The sequence below is a fragment of the Pseudomonas sp. FG43 genome (assembly GCF_057809175.1).
The window spans coordinates 125,237-143,964 of sequence record NZ_JBMDJL010000011.1 but is presented as its reverse complement, the minus strand read 5'-3'; the positions used below and the strand labels follow the sequence as shown (position 1 = coordinate 143,964).

11 protein-coding genes and 1 pseudogene are annotated in these 18,728 nt (G+C 52.4%); 8 read left to right on the top strand and 4 right to left on the bottom strand.

The window, feature by feature from the left end; translation table 11 throughout:
• Window positions 1-3: 3 nt before the first annotated feature.
• From ACODS3_RS15080 to ACODS3_RS15065, 4 genes and pseudogenes are all read right to left on the bottom strand, one after another.
• Window positions 4-3,783, bottom strand: a complete 3,780-nt coding sequence (locus ACODS3_RS15080; RefSeq protein ID WP_489035014.1) for a hypothetical protein — start codon at window positions 3,781-3,783, stop codon at window positions 4-6.
• A 248-nt stretch (window positions 3,784-4,031) separates the two neighbouring features.
• A pseudogene (locus ACODS3_RS15075) lies at window positions 4,032-4,577 on the bottom strand (DUF4123 domain-containing protein); the annotation flags it as partial.
• Complete coding sequence (locus tag ACODS3_RS15070; RefSeq protein ID WP_489035012.1) at window positions 4,574-6,637, bottom strand: type VI secretion system Vgr family protein; 2,064 nt, start codon at window positions 6,635-6,637, stop codon at window positions 4,574-4,576. The pseudogene ACODS3_RS15075 and the gene ACODS3_RS15070, both read right to left, overlap by 4 nt.
• 79 nt (window positions 6,638-6,716) lie before the next feature.
• Window positions 6,717-7,232, bottom strand: coding sequence for an Hcp family type VI secretion system effector (locus ACODS3_RS15065; RefSeq protein ID WP_489035010.1), 516 nt, complete (start codon window positions 7,230-7,232; stop codon window positions 6,717-6,719).
• Window positions 7,233-7,748: 516 nt separating this feature from the next.
• On the opposite strand from ACODS3_RS15065, the gene tssA reads away from it, so the two are divergent.
• The 8 genes from tssA to ACODS3_RS15025 are packed head-to-tail and all read left to right on the top strand — an operon-like array spanning window position 7,749 to window position 18,682.
• Window positions 7,749-9,296, top strand: a complete 1,548-nt coding sequence (gene tssA / locus ACODS3_RS15060) for a type VI secretion system protein TssA (protein ID WP_489035008.1) — start codon at window positions 7,749-7,751, stop codon at window positions 9,294-9,296.
• A 33-nt stretch (window positions 9,297-9,329) separates the two neighbouring features.
• Window positions 9,330-9,836, top strand: coding sequence for a type VI secretion system contractile sheath small subunit (tssB, locus tag ACODS3_RS15055; protein ID WP_489035006.1), 507 nt, complete (start codon window positions 9,330-9,332; stop codon window positions 9,834-9,836).
• Window positions 9,837-9,862: 26 nt separating this feature from the next.
• Window positions 9,863-11,338 carry a type VI secretion system contractile sheath large subunit gene (gene tssC, locus ACODS3_RS15050; protein ID WP_304574663.1) on the top strand — a complete coding sequence of 492 codons (1,476 nt, stop codon included), beginning with the start codon at window positions 9,863-9,865 and terminating at the stop codon, window positions 11,336-11,338.
• A gap of 27 nt (window positions 11,339-11,365) precedes the next feature.
• Window positions 11,366-11,773, top strand: coding sequence for a type VI secretion system baseplate subunit TssE (tssE, locus tag ACODS3_RS15045; RefSeq protein WP_304574662.1), 408 nt, complete (start codon window positions 11,366-11,368; stop codon window positions 11,771-11,773).
• Window positions 11,774-11,806: 33 nt separating this feature from the next.
• Window positions 11,807-13,597: a type VI secretion system baseplate subunit TssF gene (gene tssF / locus ACODS3_RS15040; protein WP_489035004.1), complete on the top strand. Its 1,791-nt coding sequence runs from the start codon at window positions 11,807-11,809 to the stop codon at window positions 13,595-13,597.
• Window positions 13,561-14,562 carry a type VI secretion system baseplate subunit TssG gene (tssG, locus tag ACODS3_RS15035; protein WP_304574660.1) on the top strand — a complete coding sequence of 334 codons (1,002 nt, stop codon included), beginning with the start codon at window positions 13,561-13,563 and terminating at the stop codon, window positions 14,560-14,562. The genes tssF and tssG overlap by 37 nt, the downstream gene beginning before the upstream one ends.
• A gap of 12 nt (window positions 14,563-14,574) precedes the next feature.
• Entirely contained in the window at window positions 14,575-17,154 is a 2,580-nt protein-coding gene (tssH, locus tag ACODS3_RS15030; RefSeq protein WP_489035002.1) for a type VI secretion system ATPase TssH, read from the top strand.
• A 10-nt stretch (window positions 17,155-17,164) separates the two neighbouring features.
• Window positions 17,165-18,682 (top strand): sigma-54 interaction domain-containing protein, encoded by a 1,518-nt coding sequence (locus ACODS3_RS15025; RefSeq protein WP_489035058.1) that lies wholly within the window; start codon window positions 17,165-17,167, stop codon window positions 18,680-18,682.
• The last annotated feature ends 46 nt before the right edge of the window (window positions 18,683-18,728 follow it).

The window sequence follows — 18,728 nt, the reverse complement described above, 5'->3', positions numbered from 1 at the left end:
TATTCATTGTGCAGGGCCTTGGTGGGTGATTTCATCTGCCCAGAACGGTTGGCTGATTTTTCTGAAGTCTGGTCTGGCCCAGTTCGGGCTGTATTGAGTTGGGTCCTTGACCGGTGGAGCAGGAAAGTAGCGCTTTTCGCCGTCGTTACTGAGTACAAATTGAGCTCTGATGTACCACTTGAAATATTGAGACTTAGTATCACTTAGTCGTAATGGCTGAAAATGAGGTGTCGAGAAGTACAGCTCCAATGCATCCGGGTATAAGCGTTGAGCCACAGGTTTTTCGGACGTTTGTGGAAGTTCGCTTTCACTGGTGTAGGGTACGCCTTGGTTATTGGACGATTGAGTGAGCATGCAGACTCGACAATCAGCCTGTATATCAATAGTGCCAAGGCTACCAATCATGCCAGGCAAGTAGCTTTTAAGCCGAATCAGGGTGTTAGAAGTACGTACCCGGTAAGGCACTTCTGCATGGAGATCCAGTTTAGGTTCAAGTTCATAGGCCGGATTGCGTTGTATATCGATGCTGATGCCGGCAAGCAGGCTGATCAGTCGATAGAACGCTTCCTTTGGGTCCTGTAAGTGTCGGGCAATGGAATTGCTTTCGGCAAAGGGGCCATTTTCAAGCCATGTCTGTAGCGGTGTACTGCTCAGCCAGAAGACCAGTCCGGCACCGCCGACAATCAGTAACAGCGCAAGCCAGCCAAGAGGTCCAAGTCCCAGTATGGTTGTCGTGCTTCCCAGGAGCCCCCCAGCAGTGCTGGCTATACCGCCCATGGACATCATCAGATAGCCATATCTGGCCCTGTCGTTCCATTGCCATGAATACCAGGCATCGTAAAGATTAACACTGGCGAGAGTCAGGCCGGAAGCAGACTGGAGAATGAGCCTGGCTGATATTTCTTTAGTGAGCGCTGCTCCTAATACACTGCCAAGCCAGCGTTTGGCTCCTTCTTCGGAAATATGGAAAAGGGTTTTTCTGGTAATAACTTTTGCAGGGTCTGCTCCAGAAAGTTTTATAGTTAAGGCCTCCATCGCAACAACTATATCAATGGCTGCACCAGCCAAACCGATATTCGTTCGGAAACTTCCTTTTTCACGAATGCTTTGCTCTTGCCCTTGTTTTTCAGAACTCACATTCCACATCTCTAGCATCAATACCCCAACGCAAAAGGGGGACGAGGCGAGTATTCGGTAAGAGGCATTTGTGATGTTCTCGTTTAGCTCGCTGAGCGTTCTACCCAAGCCCTGCTGGGTATTTGGGCTATGGCTTTGTGCCGCGTATGCTGCCTCCTGAGCTGCTGTCAGTTGTTGGTTCATCTGGCTTATCAGTTTTGCAGTATTGTGATTACGCGGTATCACTAACACCCTATGTTCGCCGGTAGCCCCGCTGTTGGAAGATATTCTGGGATTATCGTTTTTGTTCAGTCGATTGCCTTGGCTATCGAGAAACTCTCCGTAATGGGTGTTGTGAAGGGCCTGTCGCGTAGGCAGGTCTTCCAGACCAAACACATAGTGGCCTTGGTTGATCTGGCTGCTTTGCATGAAGTAGGTCGGCCCGAAGGTCTTGGGCAGCATGCTGCGTAATTGCTGTAAGCCGAGTGACTGTCGATCAATGTTGACCGTAAGCTCTGATGCGCCAAGGTGTTGCCCCGCTTTTTCCGGAAGATCATTGGCGTTGTTATTCGTTTTTTTGATTTTTTCAGCGTCAATTTCTGCTTGAAGGAGTTCTTTGCGGACCGTACCACCGTAGCTTTGAGGCTTGTCCAGAGCACCTTGGAGATTTTCAAATATACTGACCAATGCAGCGGAGATACCCTTGCCACTGGTGAGCCATAGAAAGCTCATGAGGCTGTCACCAGCCAGCAGATTGCTCAGTATTACGCTATCCAGAGTGGCCTGATTCACAGGACTGGGAGTTATCAAGTTTTCATGTTTCGCCAGTTCGGTCGCACGAAAACGTCCGTCGCCTGAGTTTTCATCCTCTTTGTCCGGGATTTTATAGGCCTCGTATACGGTTTGCGGATTGCATACAGGCCAAAGCATTGCATGTAAGGGGGATTGGGGGGCGTCGACAATTTGTCCCAAAAAATTCTGGCTTTTGCTGACCTCGGGATTGTGCATGCCGACACCTGTGACGGCATCGGTGAGATCACGGCCATTGGCCAAAGGATCTAGCTGCGCAGGTGTCAATGCAATGGCTGCCAGTGTTCTGCTTAATTCAAACAGTGCAGATACATAGTCGAATCCGTTCAGGCTCAGATGATCGGCAAGTGTTTGCTGTGTGGATGCTTGTGAAAGGCTAAGGGCAACCAGCTCTTGGGCAGTGCTCATGTGTTGCCAGACCTGTGTACGCTCAACCGTGGCCGTACTGCAATTTATATTTCTCTTGCCGGTTTCGCTAAGCCTTGCCATTCCTTCGTGCAGTGGATTGGGTTGGCCTTGAATGGCCCTGGGCGCGATCAAGTGCTGTACCAGCAATGCACTTGAGTGATGTGGATGTTGCATGGCGCGTCGGGCACAGAGGCCAAACAATTGTGTATGCGTTTCGATGCGTCGTTGCAGGTGACGTAAACGGTAACGCGGATCTTCCAGCAATACACCGCAAATCTGACGTCGTCGGGCATTGGCCAATACGTCACTGACGTTTGCTTGTGCTGCCCATAACTCAACAGGATTATGTGGCTCTTGCGCAGTACTGCCGGGCAGGCTGGCGAGCAATGCATCGGTTACGGCAGTTAACTCCAGCCTGAGAGTGTCCTGTAAGGTCACGCCCTTGGCTGCGTAGGCAAGAAAGTCTTTGGCCTGTTGGTATGCATGTACCGGAAACTGCCCCGATAGGTCGCATAAGTACAATGCGGGTTGATCCAGCAACCACTCGTAGCCAGGCTCGCGTGAGCGTTGTGGCGCGGCCAGGCTGACAGGGAATACCATTAGATCCAGGTTATATCTAACAGCTTTTGCCAAGGTGACATTTCTCTGGTTGATAGCGTTTTGCATATCGAAGCTTGAGAAGGCCTCCAACATGAACTTGCCATCAGGTTTATTCTTGTATAGCTCCTTGAACCTTGCCTTTGAACAATACAGGTCCGGGTTTGTGCAACGTAACGCTCTAAGGCTGCTGTCCTGCTCCAAACGTTTGAGGCGTGGGGCGTTCAGTTGTATTTCTGAAAAACAGAGCTGCAAGTTTTTTACTTTCACGTTGTTCCAGATAGCGGGCAGCCAGATATCGTCCAGCGCCTGACCGATAGCCTTGCGCTCGTCAGGCAGAAAGCTTTCGCCCTGGCGATATCGAGCGACGTCAATGTCATGGTAAGTGGTGCGGTTGGCCGCAATCCGGATTTCCAGTTCTCGCCAGAGTTTTTGCCGGTAGAACACATATAAAAAGCCCGCTCGAGCAAGTATCGGTGTGCCGGAGTCGTTGCGATTTTTTGAGCCGGGTAAGGCAACGAAGGGGATTATTGGCACCAGTTGGTTGAATTGCGCATCGGGCTGACGTGGCGTGTTTTGCAGATCATCAAGTAAAGGGAGGCGAATAGGCTTACCGTCGGTCGTGGCGATTTCCAGTTCAAGTCTGGACTGAGCCATGTAATCCCATGCATGCAGTACGCTGCTGTACAACTCATGTTCCTGTTCATCGATGCTTGCTTTGAAGGCCATACCGGCGTTGTCACAAAACAGGAGTTTTTGGCTGTCAGGATGATCCTTACCGATCACCTGTACGATCAATTTTCCTGCTTCACATGCCGGGCCAGCGCTCAGACTGCCAAGAGGTTTGCTCATGAAAGAAAACCCTTGTTCTGAACTTGTTGCTCCAGGGACTGCTGCAGGTCGTGCAGGCGTTTTTCATTGTTATCGTGTTCATCTGTAAGCTGTATGAGGCTTGTCGGATATTGCGCCCGTAGCGAAAGATATCGCTTCATCACGTCTTGTTCTTCGCCGAATCCTTGACTCATTCCTTCAGCGAGATAGATCAGCGTTTGAGGAAAGGATGTATCGGACCGCTTCCTCCACCAGTTGTAGGCAAAGCGCTCTTGCTCCTGGCGTTGGAGAGCATGCTCATGTATGGCATCCAGGTGTGGAGTGAAAGACTCATCCGGGCATTGCCAGTCGCGTACATGAGGATTCTCCGTGGACTGCCAGCGTTGCCTGTCTAAGGCATAGTCTGTCCATGTACCGCCATACCAGGACAATCGTGAAATTGGCCCCAGCCATTGGGCGTTAGCCTGCGCATCATTAATGCCGAAGAAATAGCTGGCTGTAATGGGATTTGAATAGCGCAGGACACCCCGACGTATCTGATCGAAGTGGATGAAGAGGATCCGCCTGAGATGCGCGAGCAGGACATTGGTCGATGAGGTACTTTCAATAAGCAGTCCAGGCCAATGCTCTGGTTCCAGGTGAATGGCATCCAGCAACGGCGTGTTATCCATAACCTCCAGCCATAGCGGGCTTTGTTCTTTGCAGTCAGCCAGTTCTGTCTCGTTGAACAGGAAATGTGGGGCCGGAGAGGGCAATAAGCTGTAGATCTTTTCCAGTAAATCGTCCGTACGTTCTAGTAGCACTGAAGAGGTCATTGTTTTTCTCCCGTCAGCAATACTTTGCGGCAGCCGCAATCTTCGAGCAGGCAATTCAATGGCGTACCGCCTTTGGGTTTCTGACATAACTCGACGATGGGAGCGGGGCCTCTCAGATTTTGCATCAACAGTTGTCCGGGTCTTTCCGTCGCTGCCTGCTGTAACAGGCCTGGCAGCAATGGCATTGAACTTGTCCCTATGCCCGGAGAGCCGCCCTCATTGGTCCTGACCAATGGCCCGTTCATCATCACGCCACTGTGATCGATCTTGATAAAGCTGCCGCCGACCTTGAGGGTCAGCTCCATCCCGGCATCGATCACCAGCTTGTCGCCGGACTTGATGTGGATTTCCTTTCCGGCTTCTACGAGCTGCGCCACTCCCACCTTGATGTGCTGAACCTGAGCGATGCTCAAATGATCGTTCGCCCTGATTTCCACCTTGCGGTCGGCATCGACGGTGCAGTGTTCCTCGGCCTTGAATTCGCTGTAGCTATTGGCCTCGACCCGGTCGTGACGCTCATGGCCGACATGGATCTTCTGGTCGTGGCCGATGCTCTGGTCCCAGTTGCGCTGGGCGTGGATGAAGATCTGTTCCTGATCCTTGCGGTCCTCGATGCGCAGCTCGTTAGAGCCACCGCCACCGGGGCTGCTCAGGGTCTTGAAGACGCTGCGGGTGCGGTGTTCGGGCAGGCCGTAGGGCGGGGTGTTTTCGGCGTGGTAGAGGCAGCCGGTGACCAGAGGTTGATCGGGATCGCCTTCCAGAAAAGTCACCAGCACTTCCATGCCGACCCGTGGCAAGACGACAGCACCATAGCGATTGCCCGTCCAACCGGACGACACCCGCAGCCAGCAACTGCTTTTGGCATCCTGCTGGCCTTCGCGGTCCCAGTGAAACTGCACCTTGATCCGGCCATGTTTGTCGCAATGGATTTCCTGGCCCCGAGGCCCGGTGACCATGGCGGTCTGGCTGCCCTGAATGCGTGGTTTGGGATGGCGCAGAGGCGGGCGATAGAAAGCGTCCCACGGCGTACCGCGAAAGGTATTGCGATAGCCCTGCCAGTCAGACGGCCCCGCCGACTCTTCCAGCACCTGCGGTTGGCGGCCTTCGTGACGAACCTTGGTCAGCAGCCAGAGCTGGTTCCAGCTTTTCTGCGGGTGACTGGCCAGCTCCAGAAAGTGGCCGCTGACCAGCCGTGGCTGATCGCTATGGCCTTCGGCGAGGCGGTAATCATGGCGGTGGCGTTCCAGTGCCCGTCGGGCCAGAAGGTTGCCACGCTCACGGTTGCTGAAACGGCCGGGGTAATCGTAGTCCTCAAGGTCGGGCAGGGTTTTGTTCTGGACTTCGCTTTCAAGGGGAACCAGCGGTTTCTGAAAGTCATAATCCCGCCGCGTGGTGCGTGTGGTGCGGGTTTCAAGACGCACATTGAAGCGCTTGACCACCGGCTCATCGGAAACCATCCCGCTGTCCTGTCGATAGGTCAGCGGCTTTAGCCTGGGGAAGACCGTCTGGTCATCGCCGAATACCAGCCGGTGCATGGCCCTGCTGTGTTGGAAGTGATAGTGCAGGCCTTCTTCTTCACAGAGTCGCTGAATGAAATGCAGGTCCGATTCGTCGTACTGCACACAGTACTCGCGTTTCGGGTACGGCAGACCGAGTTGAAAGTGATAGCGGTCGGCCAGGATGCCGTGCTCTTGCAGGATCCGGGCAATGATGTCCGGCACCGACTGTTGCTGGAAAATGCGTTGATTGATGCGATGGCCCAGGTAGGCGAGGTGCGGTCGCAGGGTCATGGCGTAGTGGGTCAGTCGCTTGCGGGAGTCGCCTTGAGCGATACGGTCGATCAAGCCATGCACGCCAGCGTCGTCGGGGCCGAACTGCAGAAAGGCAGAGCGATTGAGCAGGCTGTCCAGATCCAGCGCCGGGTTTTCGCTGACCAGTTCCAGCTCAAAGACAAAGGGCTGGTTGATGGCCTCCGTGCCGGTAAAGGCCAGCACCTGAAAGTCATGTCTGACGTCCTCCAGATGCAGGCTGAAATGTGTTTGATGGGCGGGTGCGGACATCACGTATTACTCCATGCCTGAATGAGTGACAACTTGAGCCCTATCGATTCTGATGAACCGACAGGGCTGTTATTCAGACTCAGGCTTTGACAGGGGCGCGCCAGTCGTCAGAGCCCAGGCTATGGGCTGATATATGAGTCCAGGTTATCTTGCGATAGGTAAAATGGACGTCTTGCAAGTGGGTGAAATGCTTGCTGGCTGGATCCTGGCAGTTATGCATGTAGTCTTTGATTTCAACGATGATTGCGTCTTCCAGCGTGGTGACGTAATAGTTCTCCTGTATGCCGTCATTAATGCGGTACCAGTGGATTTCGACTTTGGACAGGGTTTCGCCGGCGCTAAGAGCTGCATGCAACAGAGGGGAAGATCTGTCGAAAACCTTGGTGATGCATAGGGGCTTATGCACGCGCTGACCGGTAGGTTGACCTGACTGCGGATCACTGGGAACAGTAACCACATGACTAATGGCCTGGACCATGATTTCATGTTCATGATTCTCCTGATAGATATTCCCGACCGAGTCGGAAGTAGAGGCATCTTTAGTAATCAGGCCTTGGTCGGTGCCTGTGATGGTCATGTAGGCGGGGATAGCCATTGATACTCTCCTTGCAAAAAAAATAAGCATCCAGTGGCATATTTCGCCAATGGTACAGTCTGTCTAATACCAAGAAGTGTGCCAGTTTTGGTTTTCCTTTTTGGAACATGGGGTTGGCATTTTGCTAGTTTTAAAACAGGCGATTTCAACGGGAAAGTTGCGCAAGTTTTTGCATATGTGCTTTTCAAGCGTTGTTTCATGAGTGGTGTGGGATGTTATTCACACCTATATCCACAATGTATTGCGCAAAAACTTGCGCATGATGGCGTTTTTGCTGCATTGATTTGCAAGGGTTGATTTGGTGTTTCGGGTGTCTGTTCGCTGCGGTCATGAATTTTCAAGGATGATTGTAAAATTTTTACCGACAGAGCTGTAGGAAAGGTCCGAAAGTCTGCGGTGTGAGCTTTTTCTGCTTGTTAAAGAATTTTTTCATGGTTAGTGTCCGCATCGTGAGTTTCGCAAAGCGTCTTTCTGATCTGCGTGTTAATTGCCTGACTGGTCGGGTAAGGTTGAGTGATGAATTACTTGGATAAGCTTTCCATTCATTGCCTTGAACTTGTCGAACAACCTGTTTCCCAGATGTCCCATGAGGGTGAAGATATTCGTTTTTCAAACGAATTCGAGGCTCTGGAAGCGGAAGTTGGCAAGGCGTACTCATTGCAGGGGAATGTACAGGTCGATTGGCTTAAAGTGCGTGAGGGCAGTGAATATATCTTGCGTGGATGCTCCAGGGATTTGCGTGTTACGGTCTGGTTGACGTGGGCCTTGTATCAATGTGAATCATTTTCCGGGTTGTTGGCAGGAGTAAGTTTGCTTCACTATTTATGCAGTCATCACTGGCCAGTGCTTCATCCTCGAAAGTTGCGAACTCGAACGGCAGCGTTGAATTGGCTGGTCCCCCGGCTCGAACAGGCGCTTGCCGAAGATGTATCTGTGACAACGCAGTTAGCGTTGTTTCAAAAGCTGGTTGAAATACTTGAAGCTCTGGATAACGTGCTGACGAGTCGTCTGGGTGATGAGGCGCCGCTGCTTTTGCCAGTTCGTCGCCGGCTTGCAGGCATGGTACAGCGTGCGACCGAAAGTAAGCCTGATACAGAAAGTCTTGTTGCCCAGGTAAAGCAGGTGGCTGCCAGGGTTTTTAAAAATGAGGCAGTCATTGAAAACGAAAAAGATGCTCATAAAGCATTGAAAGATCAGCAGGAAAGTGCGCGGTTATTATGCGCCTGGTGGTTACGCCAGAAAGCTACTGATGTACGTGCTTTACGCCTGAGCCGCACGGTGTTGTGGTTGTCTACAGACAGAATGCCCGAATGCAATGTCAGGCAGATAACCACGTTACACGGCATTTCAGAGGATACAGTGAAAAGCTACGCAGAGCGTTTTCAGCAGGGACACTATGCGGATCTGGTGGTTGATATTGAAGCCAGTCTTGCCAAGTCACCTTTCTGGTTTGATGGGCAGCGTCTGGTATGGGAGTGCTTGCGTGCATTGAAATCCGAGGTGGCTATGCGGGAGGTGGAGGTTCTCTTTGCCTTGTTCCTGCAGCGGCTTCCAGGCATTTCTGATCTGAAGTTCCATGATGGATCGCCTTTCGCCGATGATGATACGCGAGGCTGGATCAGTGAGCAGGTAATGCCCCATGTCCAGGTTGCGAGTCCCGCTGATACCAGTGAAAAAAGTGCTGCTCAACCTGAGTGGGAACAGGTGTTACAGGAGGCGCTGGAAGTTTCGCGAAAAGAAGGGCTCAAGACGGCCGTTCAGATGCTTAAACAAAAATTGCAGATTGCTCAGAGTCAGCGGGATCGATTTTATTGGCAGTTCGCCTTGGCACAACTTTGTTACACCGCAAGGAAATATGAACTTGCCAAAAGCCAGCTGGAAATACTGGATCAGTATTTACAGGCGTCAGGGTTTCATACATGGGAGCCCGAGCTTTCCTTGAAAGTGCTGCACACATTGAATAGCTGCTATGAAAGCTTGCCGCAAAGCAATGTGGTAAGGGAACGCAAGGATGAAATATACCGCAGGCTTTGTCACCTCGATCTTGAGGTGCTACTTGAGTAAGCCTTGAAGGCTGGAACGCTAAAGGGGAAACATATGGCAAAAGAAGGTTCTGTCGCGCCTAAAGAACGGATAAACGTCACCTTCAAACCTGCGATTGGAGGTGCAAAGGAAGAAGTTGAGCTTCCATTCAAACTTCTGGTGGTGGGTGATTTTACGCAACGTGCCGATGAGCGGAAGCTTGAGGATCGAAAATCAATAAGCATCGATAAAAACAGTTTTGACGCTGTACTGGAAAAGCAGGAATTGAAACTTGCGTTGAGTGTGCCAAACCGCCTTCAAGCGTCTGATGGCAGTGAAGAGTTGGGCATCAATGTCCGGGTTCGCTCAATCAAGGATTTCAATCCGGCCAGCCTGGTAGAACAGGTCCCCGAGCTGAAAAAACTTATGGAATTGCGGGATGCCCTTATGGCGCTCAAGGGGCCTCTTGGGAATGCACCTGCTTTTCGCAAGGCCATTGAAAGTGTGCTTGCCGATGATGAGTCTCGCAACCGTGTACTGGGTGAGTTGGGATTGGATAGTGCTGCATCGGAAAGCGCCTGAGTTATAAGCATAAGGAAATCAATCTAATGAGTGCTAAAGCGCTACAGTCAGAAAATGACAACGCTGTAGAGTATGGGGTTCTTGACCGGATCATCGCCGAAACAAGACTGACGCCCGGCGACGAGGCTTATGATATTGCCAAACGTGGAGTAGCTGCTTTCATTGAAGAGTTGCTGAAGCCACATAACAGCAAGGAGCCCGTAAAAAAGGCATTGGTTGATCGAATGATCGCCGAGATCGATACCCGGCTTGGTCAGCAGATGGATGAAATCCTGCACCACAAAGACTTTCAGGCACTGGAAGCTTCATGGCGTGGTCTTCAATTGCTGGTTGAACGCACTGATTTTCGTGAAAATATAAAAATCGAAATATTGAACGTATCCCGTCAAGATTTGCTGGATGATTTTGAAGACTCGCCAGAAGTCATGCAGTCAGGCCTTTATAAGCATGTCTATACCGCCGAATATGGCCAGTTCGGTGGTAACCCGGTTGGGGCGATCATCGCCAATTATTTCTTTTCGCCAAGTTCGCCTGACGTGAAAACCCTGCAGTATGTATCGAGTGTTGCCTGCATGGCTCATGCACCATTCATCGCTGCTGCCGGTCCCGGTTTTTTTGGTCTGGAGCAATTTACAGGCTTGCCTGACCTGAAGGATCTGAAAGATCACTTCGATGGCCCGCAATTCGTCAAATGGCAAAGTTTTCGTCAACAGGAAGACGCTCGCTACTGTGCCTTGACGGTGCCGCGTTTCCTGCTGCGCAATCCCTATGATCCGCAAGAGAACCCGGTGAAAACGTTTATCTACAGAGAAAACGTTTCCGGTAGCCATGAACATTACTTGTGGGGAAATACGGCCTATGCATTTGCCACTCGCTTGACCGACAGCTTTGCCAGGTTTCGCTGGTGTCCGAACATTATCGGCCCTCAGAGTGGCGGTGCCGTTGAGGGGCTGCCGCTGCACCACTTCCAGAGCATGGGTGAGATCGAAACCAAAATACCCACCGAGGTGCTGGTATCCGATCGCCGTGAGTATGAACTTGCCGAAGAGGGGTTCATTGCCCTGACCATGCGCAAGGGAAGTGATAACGCAGCTTTTTTCTCCGCCAGTTCCGTGCAGAAACCCAAGTTCTTCGGCATCAGTGCCGAGGGAAAGACAGCTGAGCTGAACTACAAGCTGGGCACTCAGCTTCCTTACATGATGATTGTCAACCGACTGGCGCATTACCTGAAAGTGCTGCAGCGTGAGCAGCTCGGTTCCTGGAAGGAGCGTACCGATCTTGAGCTTGAGCTGAACAAGTGGATTGGTCAGTACGTGGCGGATCAGGAAAACCCAAGTGCCGATGTTCGTGGCAAACGTCCATTGCGTGCTGCGCAGATTATTGTCAGCAACGTTGAGGGCGAACCGGGTTGGTACCGGGTCAGCCTGAACGTGCGGCCTCACTTCAAATACATGGGAGCGGATTTTACGCTTTCCCTGGTCGGCAAGCTGGACAAGGAATAACGGGATGCAAGTCGCAGGCGCTCTGAAATGAGTCCTTACGGTAGTCTTTTCGAGCGTCTGGGGGGTGAGAGCAGGGGCCGCAATGGTATGAGCCGTGAAGAGTGTGTCATTGCTTCGGTGGCTGCTCATCTTGCGAAAATGCTTAGTACCCGAGCGGGTAGCGTACAGACACTGCCCGATTATGGGCTGCCGGATTTGAATGATATGAGCATGAGTCTGCATGACATCCTTGTTTCCTCTCGTTCAACTATCGAGGCTTTCATCAGAATGTGTGAGCCTCGTTTATACGATGTATCTATCGCGCCCCTGCCGCCCGGAGATGACAAGTTGAGGTTGCGATTTTCTATTGAGGGCTTCCTGGTGTTGGACGGTATAAAACGTGCCGTAAGTTTTGCGGCAAGTCTGGATGGTTGTGGAAAAGTAAATATCAATTAAGTGTCAGTCAGTCCCTGAACAGGTGGGTAACGCTTGTCTTTTAATAACTATTATCAAAGTGAGTTGACGGCGTTGCGTCAATTAGGGCGTCGCTTTGCCGAGCGTAATCCCTCACTGGCCCCTTTTTTAGGGCAGGCCGGGCGTGATCCGGATGTCGAGCGGTTACTGGAGGGATTTGCATTCCTGACAGGACGCCTGCGGCAAAAGCTCGATGATGAGTTACCTGAGCTGACTCACTCCCTTGTGCAGTTGTTATGGCCGAATTACATGCGCCCGTTCCCGGCTGTCAGCATGTTGCAGTTCGAGCCACTGGAATATTCTGGCGCGGGAGTGATCGTTGCCCGTGGCACTCCTGTGGAAAGCATACCTGTCGAGGACTCTGTCTGTCGTTTCAGCACCTGCTACCGGACGGAAGTTCTGCCGTTAAGACTGAGCGCATTGAACTGTTCGGAAAATGGCAGCGGTGTATTACTTGGCCTGCGTCTTGAGATGAACGGTGATGGGGCAATTGATTCTCTGCAATTGAATCGCTTGCGTCTGCATCTTGCCGGAGAACCACACATCAGCGAGATGTTGTACCTGGGCCTGATGCGTAACCTTGAAAGTGTCAGCGTGACTCCTTTGGATGCAGAGGGTAATCCTTTGACGACAGGAGCTGCCGGGGAGAAAGTGTCTTTCAATATTTCTGTCGACAAAGTGCAACCTGTGGGGTTCTCAGAAGAAGAGGCACTGATTCCCTATCCCTTGAATACGTTTCGTGGTTATCGTTATCTGCAAGAGTATTTCATATTTAAAGAGAAGTTTTTATTCGTCGATGTGCTGGGGCTTGAAGTTGTCAACACGCTGGCCCAGGGTCTCATTGAAAAGGTGAGAGGCGTCGAGTTGTCATTTGATATTGCAAAAAATGATATTCAGCGTTTGCGACCCACCCTTCAAAATATCAAGTTGTATTGCACTCCTGTCGTGAATCTGTTCAAGCAGGATGCCGTGCCCATTCGTCTAGAGGGAACACGGGATGAATATTTTTTAATGCCGGGCGGTCATGGTTCAGAAAAGTGCGGGATCTTTTCGGTGGATAAGGTGACGGGCTGGCAGCCGGGAGGTCTTGGGTATCAGGAGTTTGTGCTGTTCGAGTCATTCGAGCACGATTCCAGTTTTGATGTGCAGCAGCCCAAGCCTTATTACAGCATTCGTCAGCATCCTTCGCCTTTGCATGATGGTCTGGATACGTATTTGAGTTTTGATGGTCGCCAGACTGAGCGACATGAAACAGTCGCTGTAGAGTTGACGTGTACCCATCAGGGTCTTCCCTTTCACATACCGATGGGGGGCATTTGCAGGCCTTGCGAAGATACGCCTGACTTTTTGAGGTTCAAGAACATTACACCGGCCACTCGCTGCTTTGCGCCACCTCTGCATAGAGAGTTTCTGTGGCGAGTGATAAGTAACATGTCCTTGAACTATCTGTCATTGAACAATGTATCGGCACTGAGAAACATTCTGGAAACGTATGACTTTCCACGCCATTACGATCAGCAGGCGGAAAAGGTCAGCAAGCTGCTTTTGAGCGCGCTCAAGTCTATCCGTCATGAACCGGTCGACCATTTATATCGAGGCCTTCCTGTTCGTGGATTGAAAACCGAGTTGTTGATCGATACACAAGGGTGTGCCGGTGAAGGAGGCTTGTTTGTCTTTGCCTCGGTACTTAATGAGTTTTTTGCTCTTTATGCGAGTCTCAACTCTTTTCACGAGTTGCATGTCAAGAGCACCCAGGGAGAGGTATACGAATGGACGCCGCGCATGGGACTTCAGTCGTTGATCTGAATCGCCTGAGTCAGGAAATACCCAGGTATTCCCTGTTTCAGGCAATACCCTTGATTCTCGAACGACTTCGGGAAAGTAACCCGGATATCGATGAAGACGAGATTCAGGAGTTGCTGGAGTTTCAGGCCAATCCAAGTCTGGGGTTTCCCGCGAGTGATATCGATTGTCTGCACTTTTTTGAAGAAAATGGACAGCAACGAGCACGGCTCGGGCTTAATCTTTTGTGTTTGTCCGGAGCCAGTTCGCCATTACCTGCTTTTTATAGTGAGCAAGCCTTGGGTGATAGCAGAGAAGCGGAAACGACACGCTCGTTTCTTGATGTCTTTCATCACCGTCTGCAACGACTTCTTTTTCCGGTCTGGCGTAAATATCGCTATGACGCCAGTTTCACCTGTGGTGCGCAGGATTCGTTTTCAGGGCAGCTTTTTGCGCTGATAGGCCTCGCAGGGGAGGATATTCGCAGTACTGAAGAACTGAACTGGAAGCGTTTGTTGCCTTACCTGGGGTTGCTGAGTTTGCGGGCTCATTCAGCTGCATTGATAGAGTCTGTTCTGCGTTACTACTTCAAACATGCAGGTGTGTTTATCGAGCAGTGTATGGAGCGCTCTGTCGATATTGTTCAGCGGCAATGCAATCGCCTGGGTGTGGTGAATAACCGTCTTGGCGAGGATGTTGTACTGGGCGAAAGAGTCTGCGACCGAGGTGGAAAATTCCGTATTCATATCAAACAGCTTGGCTGGAATCGCTTTCACGAATTCCTGCCCATAGGTTCCGGTTTTGGAAGTCTTTCGGCATTGGTGCGTTTCACCCTGCGCGATCAACTGGATTACGACATTCGTCTGGAGTTACGCCAGGACGAAATCAGAGAGCAGCGTATTGGCGAATCGAACCGTTGCCATCTCGGCTGGAGCAGTTGGCTTGGATGTGAGCGGGCTGACGGGCTCGTCACTCTGAATAGTCATTAAGGACAGATATTCATGATCAATGTAGACCTGCAACAACTTGTAAAGGCACTGGATGCAGTAACCCGCCAAGACCTTGAGGGAACTGCTGGGCGTTGTGTGGCAAGAGGCGGGAGCAAGATCCTAGTAGAGGATCTGCTGCTGGCCTTGCTCGAGCGTCCCGGGGGGATACTGTCCCGCGCCTTGCAGGACGCAGATGTCGAGCCAGGAGAGCTGGCGGTAACGTTGCAAATGAGCATGGAGCAAAGCTCCTCCCGAAATCCGGTATTTGCCCCTGAGCTGGTTCAGTGGCTTCAGGATGCGTTACTGGTCGCCAATCTGGAGTTGGGCCAGAGCGAGATCGGTCAGGCCGCCTTGATCCTGGCTCTGCTGCGCAATCCGATCCGCTACGCCGGTAGCCGTTATCAGCCACTTCTGGCGAAGATAAATACCGATCGTGTGCGGGACTTTGCGCTTGGCGAGCAGGTTGCCTCTGCCGATGTCCCGTCAGGAAACGGGGAGTCCCTGCTGGCCCGTTTCACCCACAACCTGACCCGGCAAGCCCGTGAGGGCGGGCTCGACCCGGTTCTGTGCCGTGATTCCGAGATCCGGCAGATGATCGACATCCTGGCCCGTCGCAGAAAGAACAACCCGATTGTGGTCGGCGAGGCGGGCGTCGGGAAGACTGCCATTGTGGAGGGGCTGGCGCTACGGATTGCCCGTGGTGAAGTCCCTCGGCCTTTGCAGGGCGTCGAACTTCTGTCTCTGGACATGGGTTTGTTGCAGGCAGGTGCAAGCCTCAAGGGGGAGTTTGAACGTCGCCTCAAAGGCATCATCGATGAGGTGAAGTCTTCTCCAGAACCGATCATCCTTTTTATCGATGAGGCCCATACCCTGATCGGCGCAGGAGCGCAGGCCGGCAGTTCCGATGCGGCGAACCTGCTGAAACCTGCTCTGGCGAGAGGGGAGTTGCGGACCATCGCGGCAACCACCTGGGCAGAGTACAAGAAGTATTTCGAGAAAGACCCGGCGCTTTCACGGCGCTTTCAGCCTGTGCAGTTGCATGAGCCTACGGTCGATGAAGCCATCACCATTCTGCGCGGCCTGGCCCAGGTCTATGAAAGAAGTCACGGTGTTTATCTGCGTGATGATGCGGTGGTTGCGGCAGCCCGGTTATCTGCACGTTACCTGACCGGACGACAGTTGCCGGACAAGGCAGTTGATGTTCTGGATACGGCCTGTGCTCGTGTCCGCATCAGTCTTGCTGCGGCTCCTGAAAGCCTTGAACGTCTGCGTGCCGAGCTGGCTGAGGGGCAGCGTCAACTCGATGCCTTGCGGCGTGATGCAGATGCCGGATTGTCGGTTGATGCGTGCTTGCTGTATGCGCTGCAAGCCCGGATGGCGCAGGTTCGAGAGGATGAGGCTGAACTGGAAAGGCTCTGGCTTGAGCAACGAGAGATTGCCGGGCATTTGCTTGAGTTACGACAGAAGCTGGCTGCTGCGCGTGCGCAGAAAGACCACGACGCCGTATCCGAATCATTTGAGTATGAACTGCAGATCACCCATCAGCGCCTGGTCCAGGCCCAGGCAAGCAATCGATTGGTCAGTTTTGAGGTCTGTCCCCGTCTGGTCGCTGAGGTGGTCAGCGCCTGGACCGGTATTCCGCTTTCACAACTGGCTCGTGAGTACAGCGAAAAGGTCGCTGACTTCGCTTCGGACCTGCGTTTCTGGATTCGAGGTCAGGAACAGGCTGTTCAGGCACTTGATCGATCCATGCGTGCGGTGGCGGCAGGCCTGAACAAACCCGATGCACCTGTCGGCGTCTTTTTGCTGACAGGCCCCAGTGGTGTCGGCAAGACAGAAACGGCTCTGGCTCTAGCTGATCTTCTCTATGGTGGAGAGCGCTTCCTGATCACGATAAACATGTCCGAATTTCAGGAAAAGCATACGGTTTCCCGATTGATCGGTGCGCCACCCGGTTATGTGGGTTACGGCGAAGGTGGCATGTTGACAGAGGCTGTCCGGCAGAAGCCATATTCGGTGGTTTTACTGGATGAAGTGGAAAAGGCCGACCCCGATGTATTGAATCTTTTCTACCAGATATTCGATAAGGGTGTGCTCAATGATGGCGAGGGAAGGGAGATCAATTTCCGCAATACCCTGATCCTGATGACCTCCAATCTTGGGAGCGATTACATCACGATGCTTTGCCAGAACGGTCAGCGCCCCGATGCCGATGAGCTGGACAAGATTGTCCGCCCGGTGCTCAGTGCTCACTTCAAGCCGGCGTTGCTGGCACGGATGCAGGTGGTGCCTTATTACCCGGTCTGTGGGCCTCTGATGCGGGAACTGATCGAACTCAAGCTTCGCCGTCTGGGTGATCGGTTGTCAGGCCGGCAACTGATGTTCAGCCACTGTCAGGAACTGGTCACTTATCTGGCTGAGCATTGTACTCAAAGCGATAGCGGTGCCCGGTTGGTGGATTGTTTGCTTGACCTTCACGTATTGCCGTTGATTGCAGACCACGTACTGGATGCCATGGCCAGGGGAAACAGGCTGGAAAAAGTACATGTCACGCTCGACGGTACAGGCACCGTTATTTGCGAGTGTGTGTGATATGGGCTTCATGTTCGATTCAATCGAAGAGCCACTTGGCTATGCACAGGAACTCTGTATTCAATACACCAGCATTTCGCAGATATCCGATAGCGAGATGCTGTTGCAGGGGTTTGCTCTGGCGGCATCGGAACTGAGTGGTTGCGAGCTGGCCCGGTTGTATCGGCTCGATGCCACGCATACGCACTTGAAGTTGTGTGCAGAGTCTCTGGGCGGTGTGGTCATACCTGGAGCCACTGCAAGCCTTGCAGTGGACTTCAACAGCGAGCAGCCATTGCAGTTATGTCTCTGCCAGAATCAGGTTGTCAGTGTGAGTGAACTCGATGTCTGTTCATTCGACACCGGTTTTTTGCCGCCCCATGAAAAGACCTGGAAGTCATTGTTATGTGTCCCTCTGATCAATCAGCAACAGAGGGTTGCCGGCCTGTTATTGTGCGCCAGCCTTGAGAGCCGGGTTCTGGCGGGTTTTGCTGAGTCACTGGGAGGGCTGGGGGCATTCGTGCTTGCGCAAATGCATCTGTTGCAACGTCTGCGCAACCTGCAGGAGCCTTTCGTTCAGCCGCTGGCAACGACTCCTCGAGACACCGGCTATGGCTTGATCGGCCAGAGCGAGATCATGCATCAGACCTGTCACTTGATCGGGAAGGTTCTGCATAGCTCATATACCGTTTTGCTGACCGGGGAGACAGGCACAGGCAAGGAGGTGGTTGCCCGAGCCATCCACGACCACGGGCCTCGTCGCTCCATGCCATTTGTCGTCCAGAACTGTAGTGCCTTTCCTGAGGGGCTTCTGGAAAGCGAGCTGTTCGGTTATCGCAGAGGTGCATTTACCGGGGCGGATCGTGACCGGGCAGGTCTGTTCGATGCAGCCAATGGCGGTACGCTGTTGCTGGACGAGATTGGCGATATGCCGCTGTCTCTGCAGGCCAAGTTATTACGGGTCTTGCAGGAAGGAGAGATCCGTCCGCTGGGCTCAAACGTTACCCGCAAGATCGATGTGCGCATCATTGCAGCAACCCACCGCAATCTTCAGGCGCTGGTCGCCGAAGGTCTGTTCAGGGAAGACCTTTACTATCGTCTGGCACAGTTCCCTATTGAGTTGCCTGCCTTGCGCCATCGTGAAGGCGACATTGTGCAACTGGCACGGCATTTTTCCGACAAGGCCTGCCACTTTCTTCAACGGGTCCCTGTTCGGTGGTCCGAAGTCGCGCTTGTTCTGCTGTGCAAACGTAACTTCCCCGGCAATGTCCGCGAGTTGAAAGGGCTTGTCGAACGCGCTGTGCTGCTGTGCGAAGGCGATGAACTACTGCCTGAGCATTTCTCTTTCGATGTAAAGCTGCTGAGTCGTGACACCAGCCTCAATCTGCGGGAGCGCCTTGAACAAGTAGAGCGCAGCGTATTGCTTGATAGTTTGCGCAAGAGTGGCGGCAATCGCAGTCTGGCTGCACGTGAACTGGGGCTGGCCCGTCGCACGCTGCTTTATCGAATATCTCACTTGAACATCAAGCGCGATGAGTTGCATGTCTGATTAAAAAGACACTCTTCTGGTTGTTCTTATTATCCATGCTCATGGA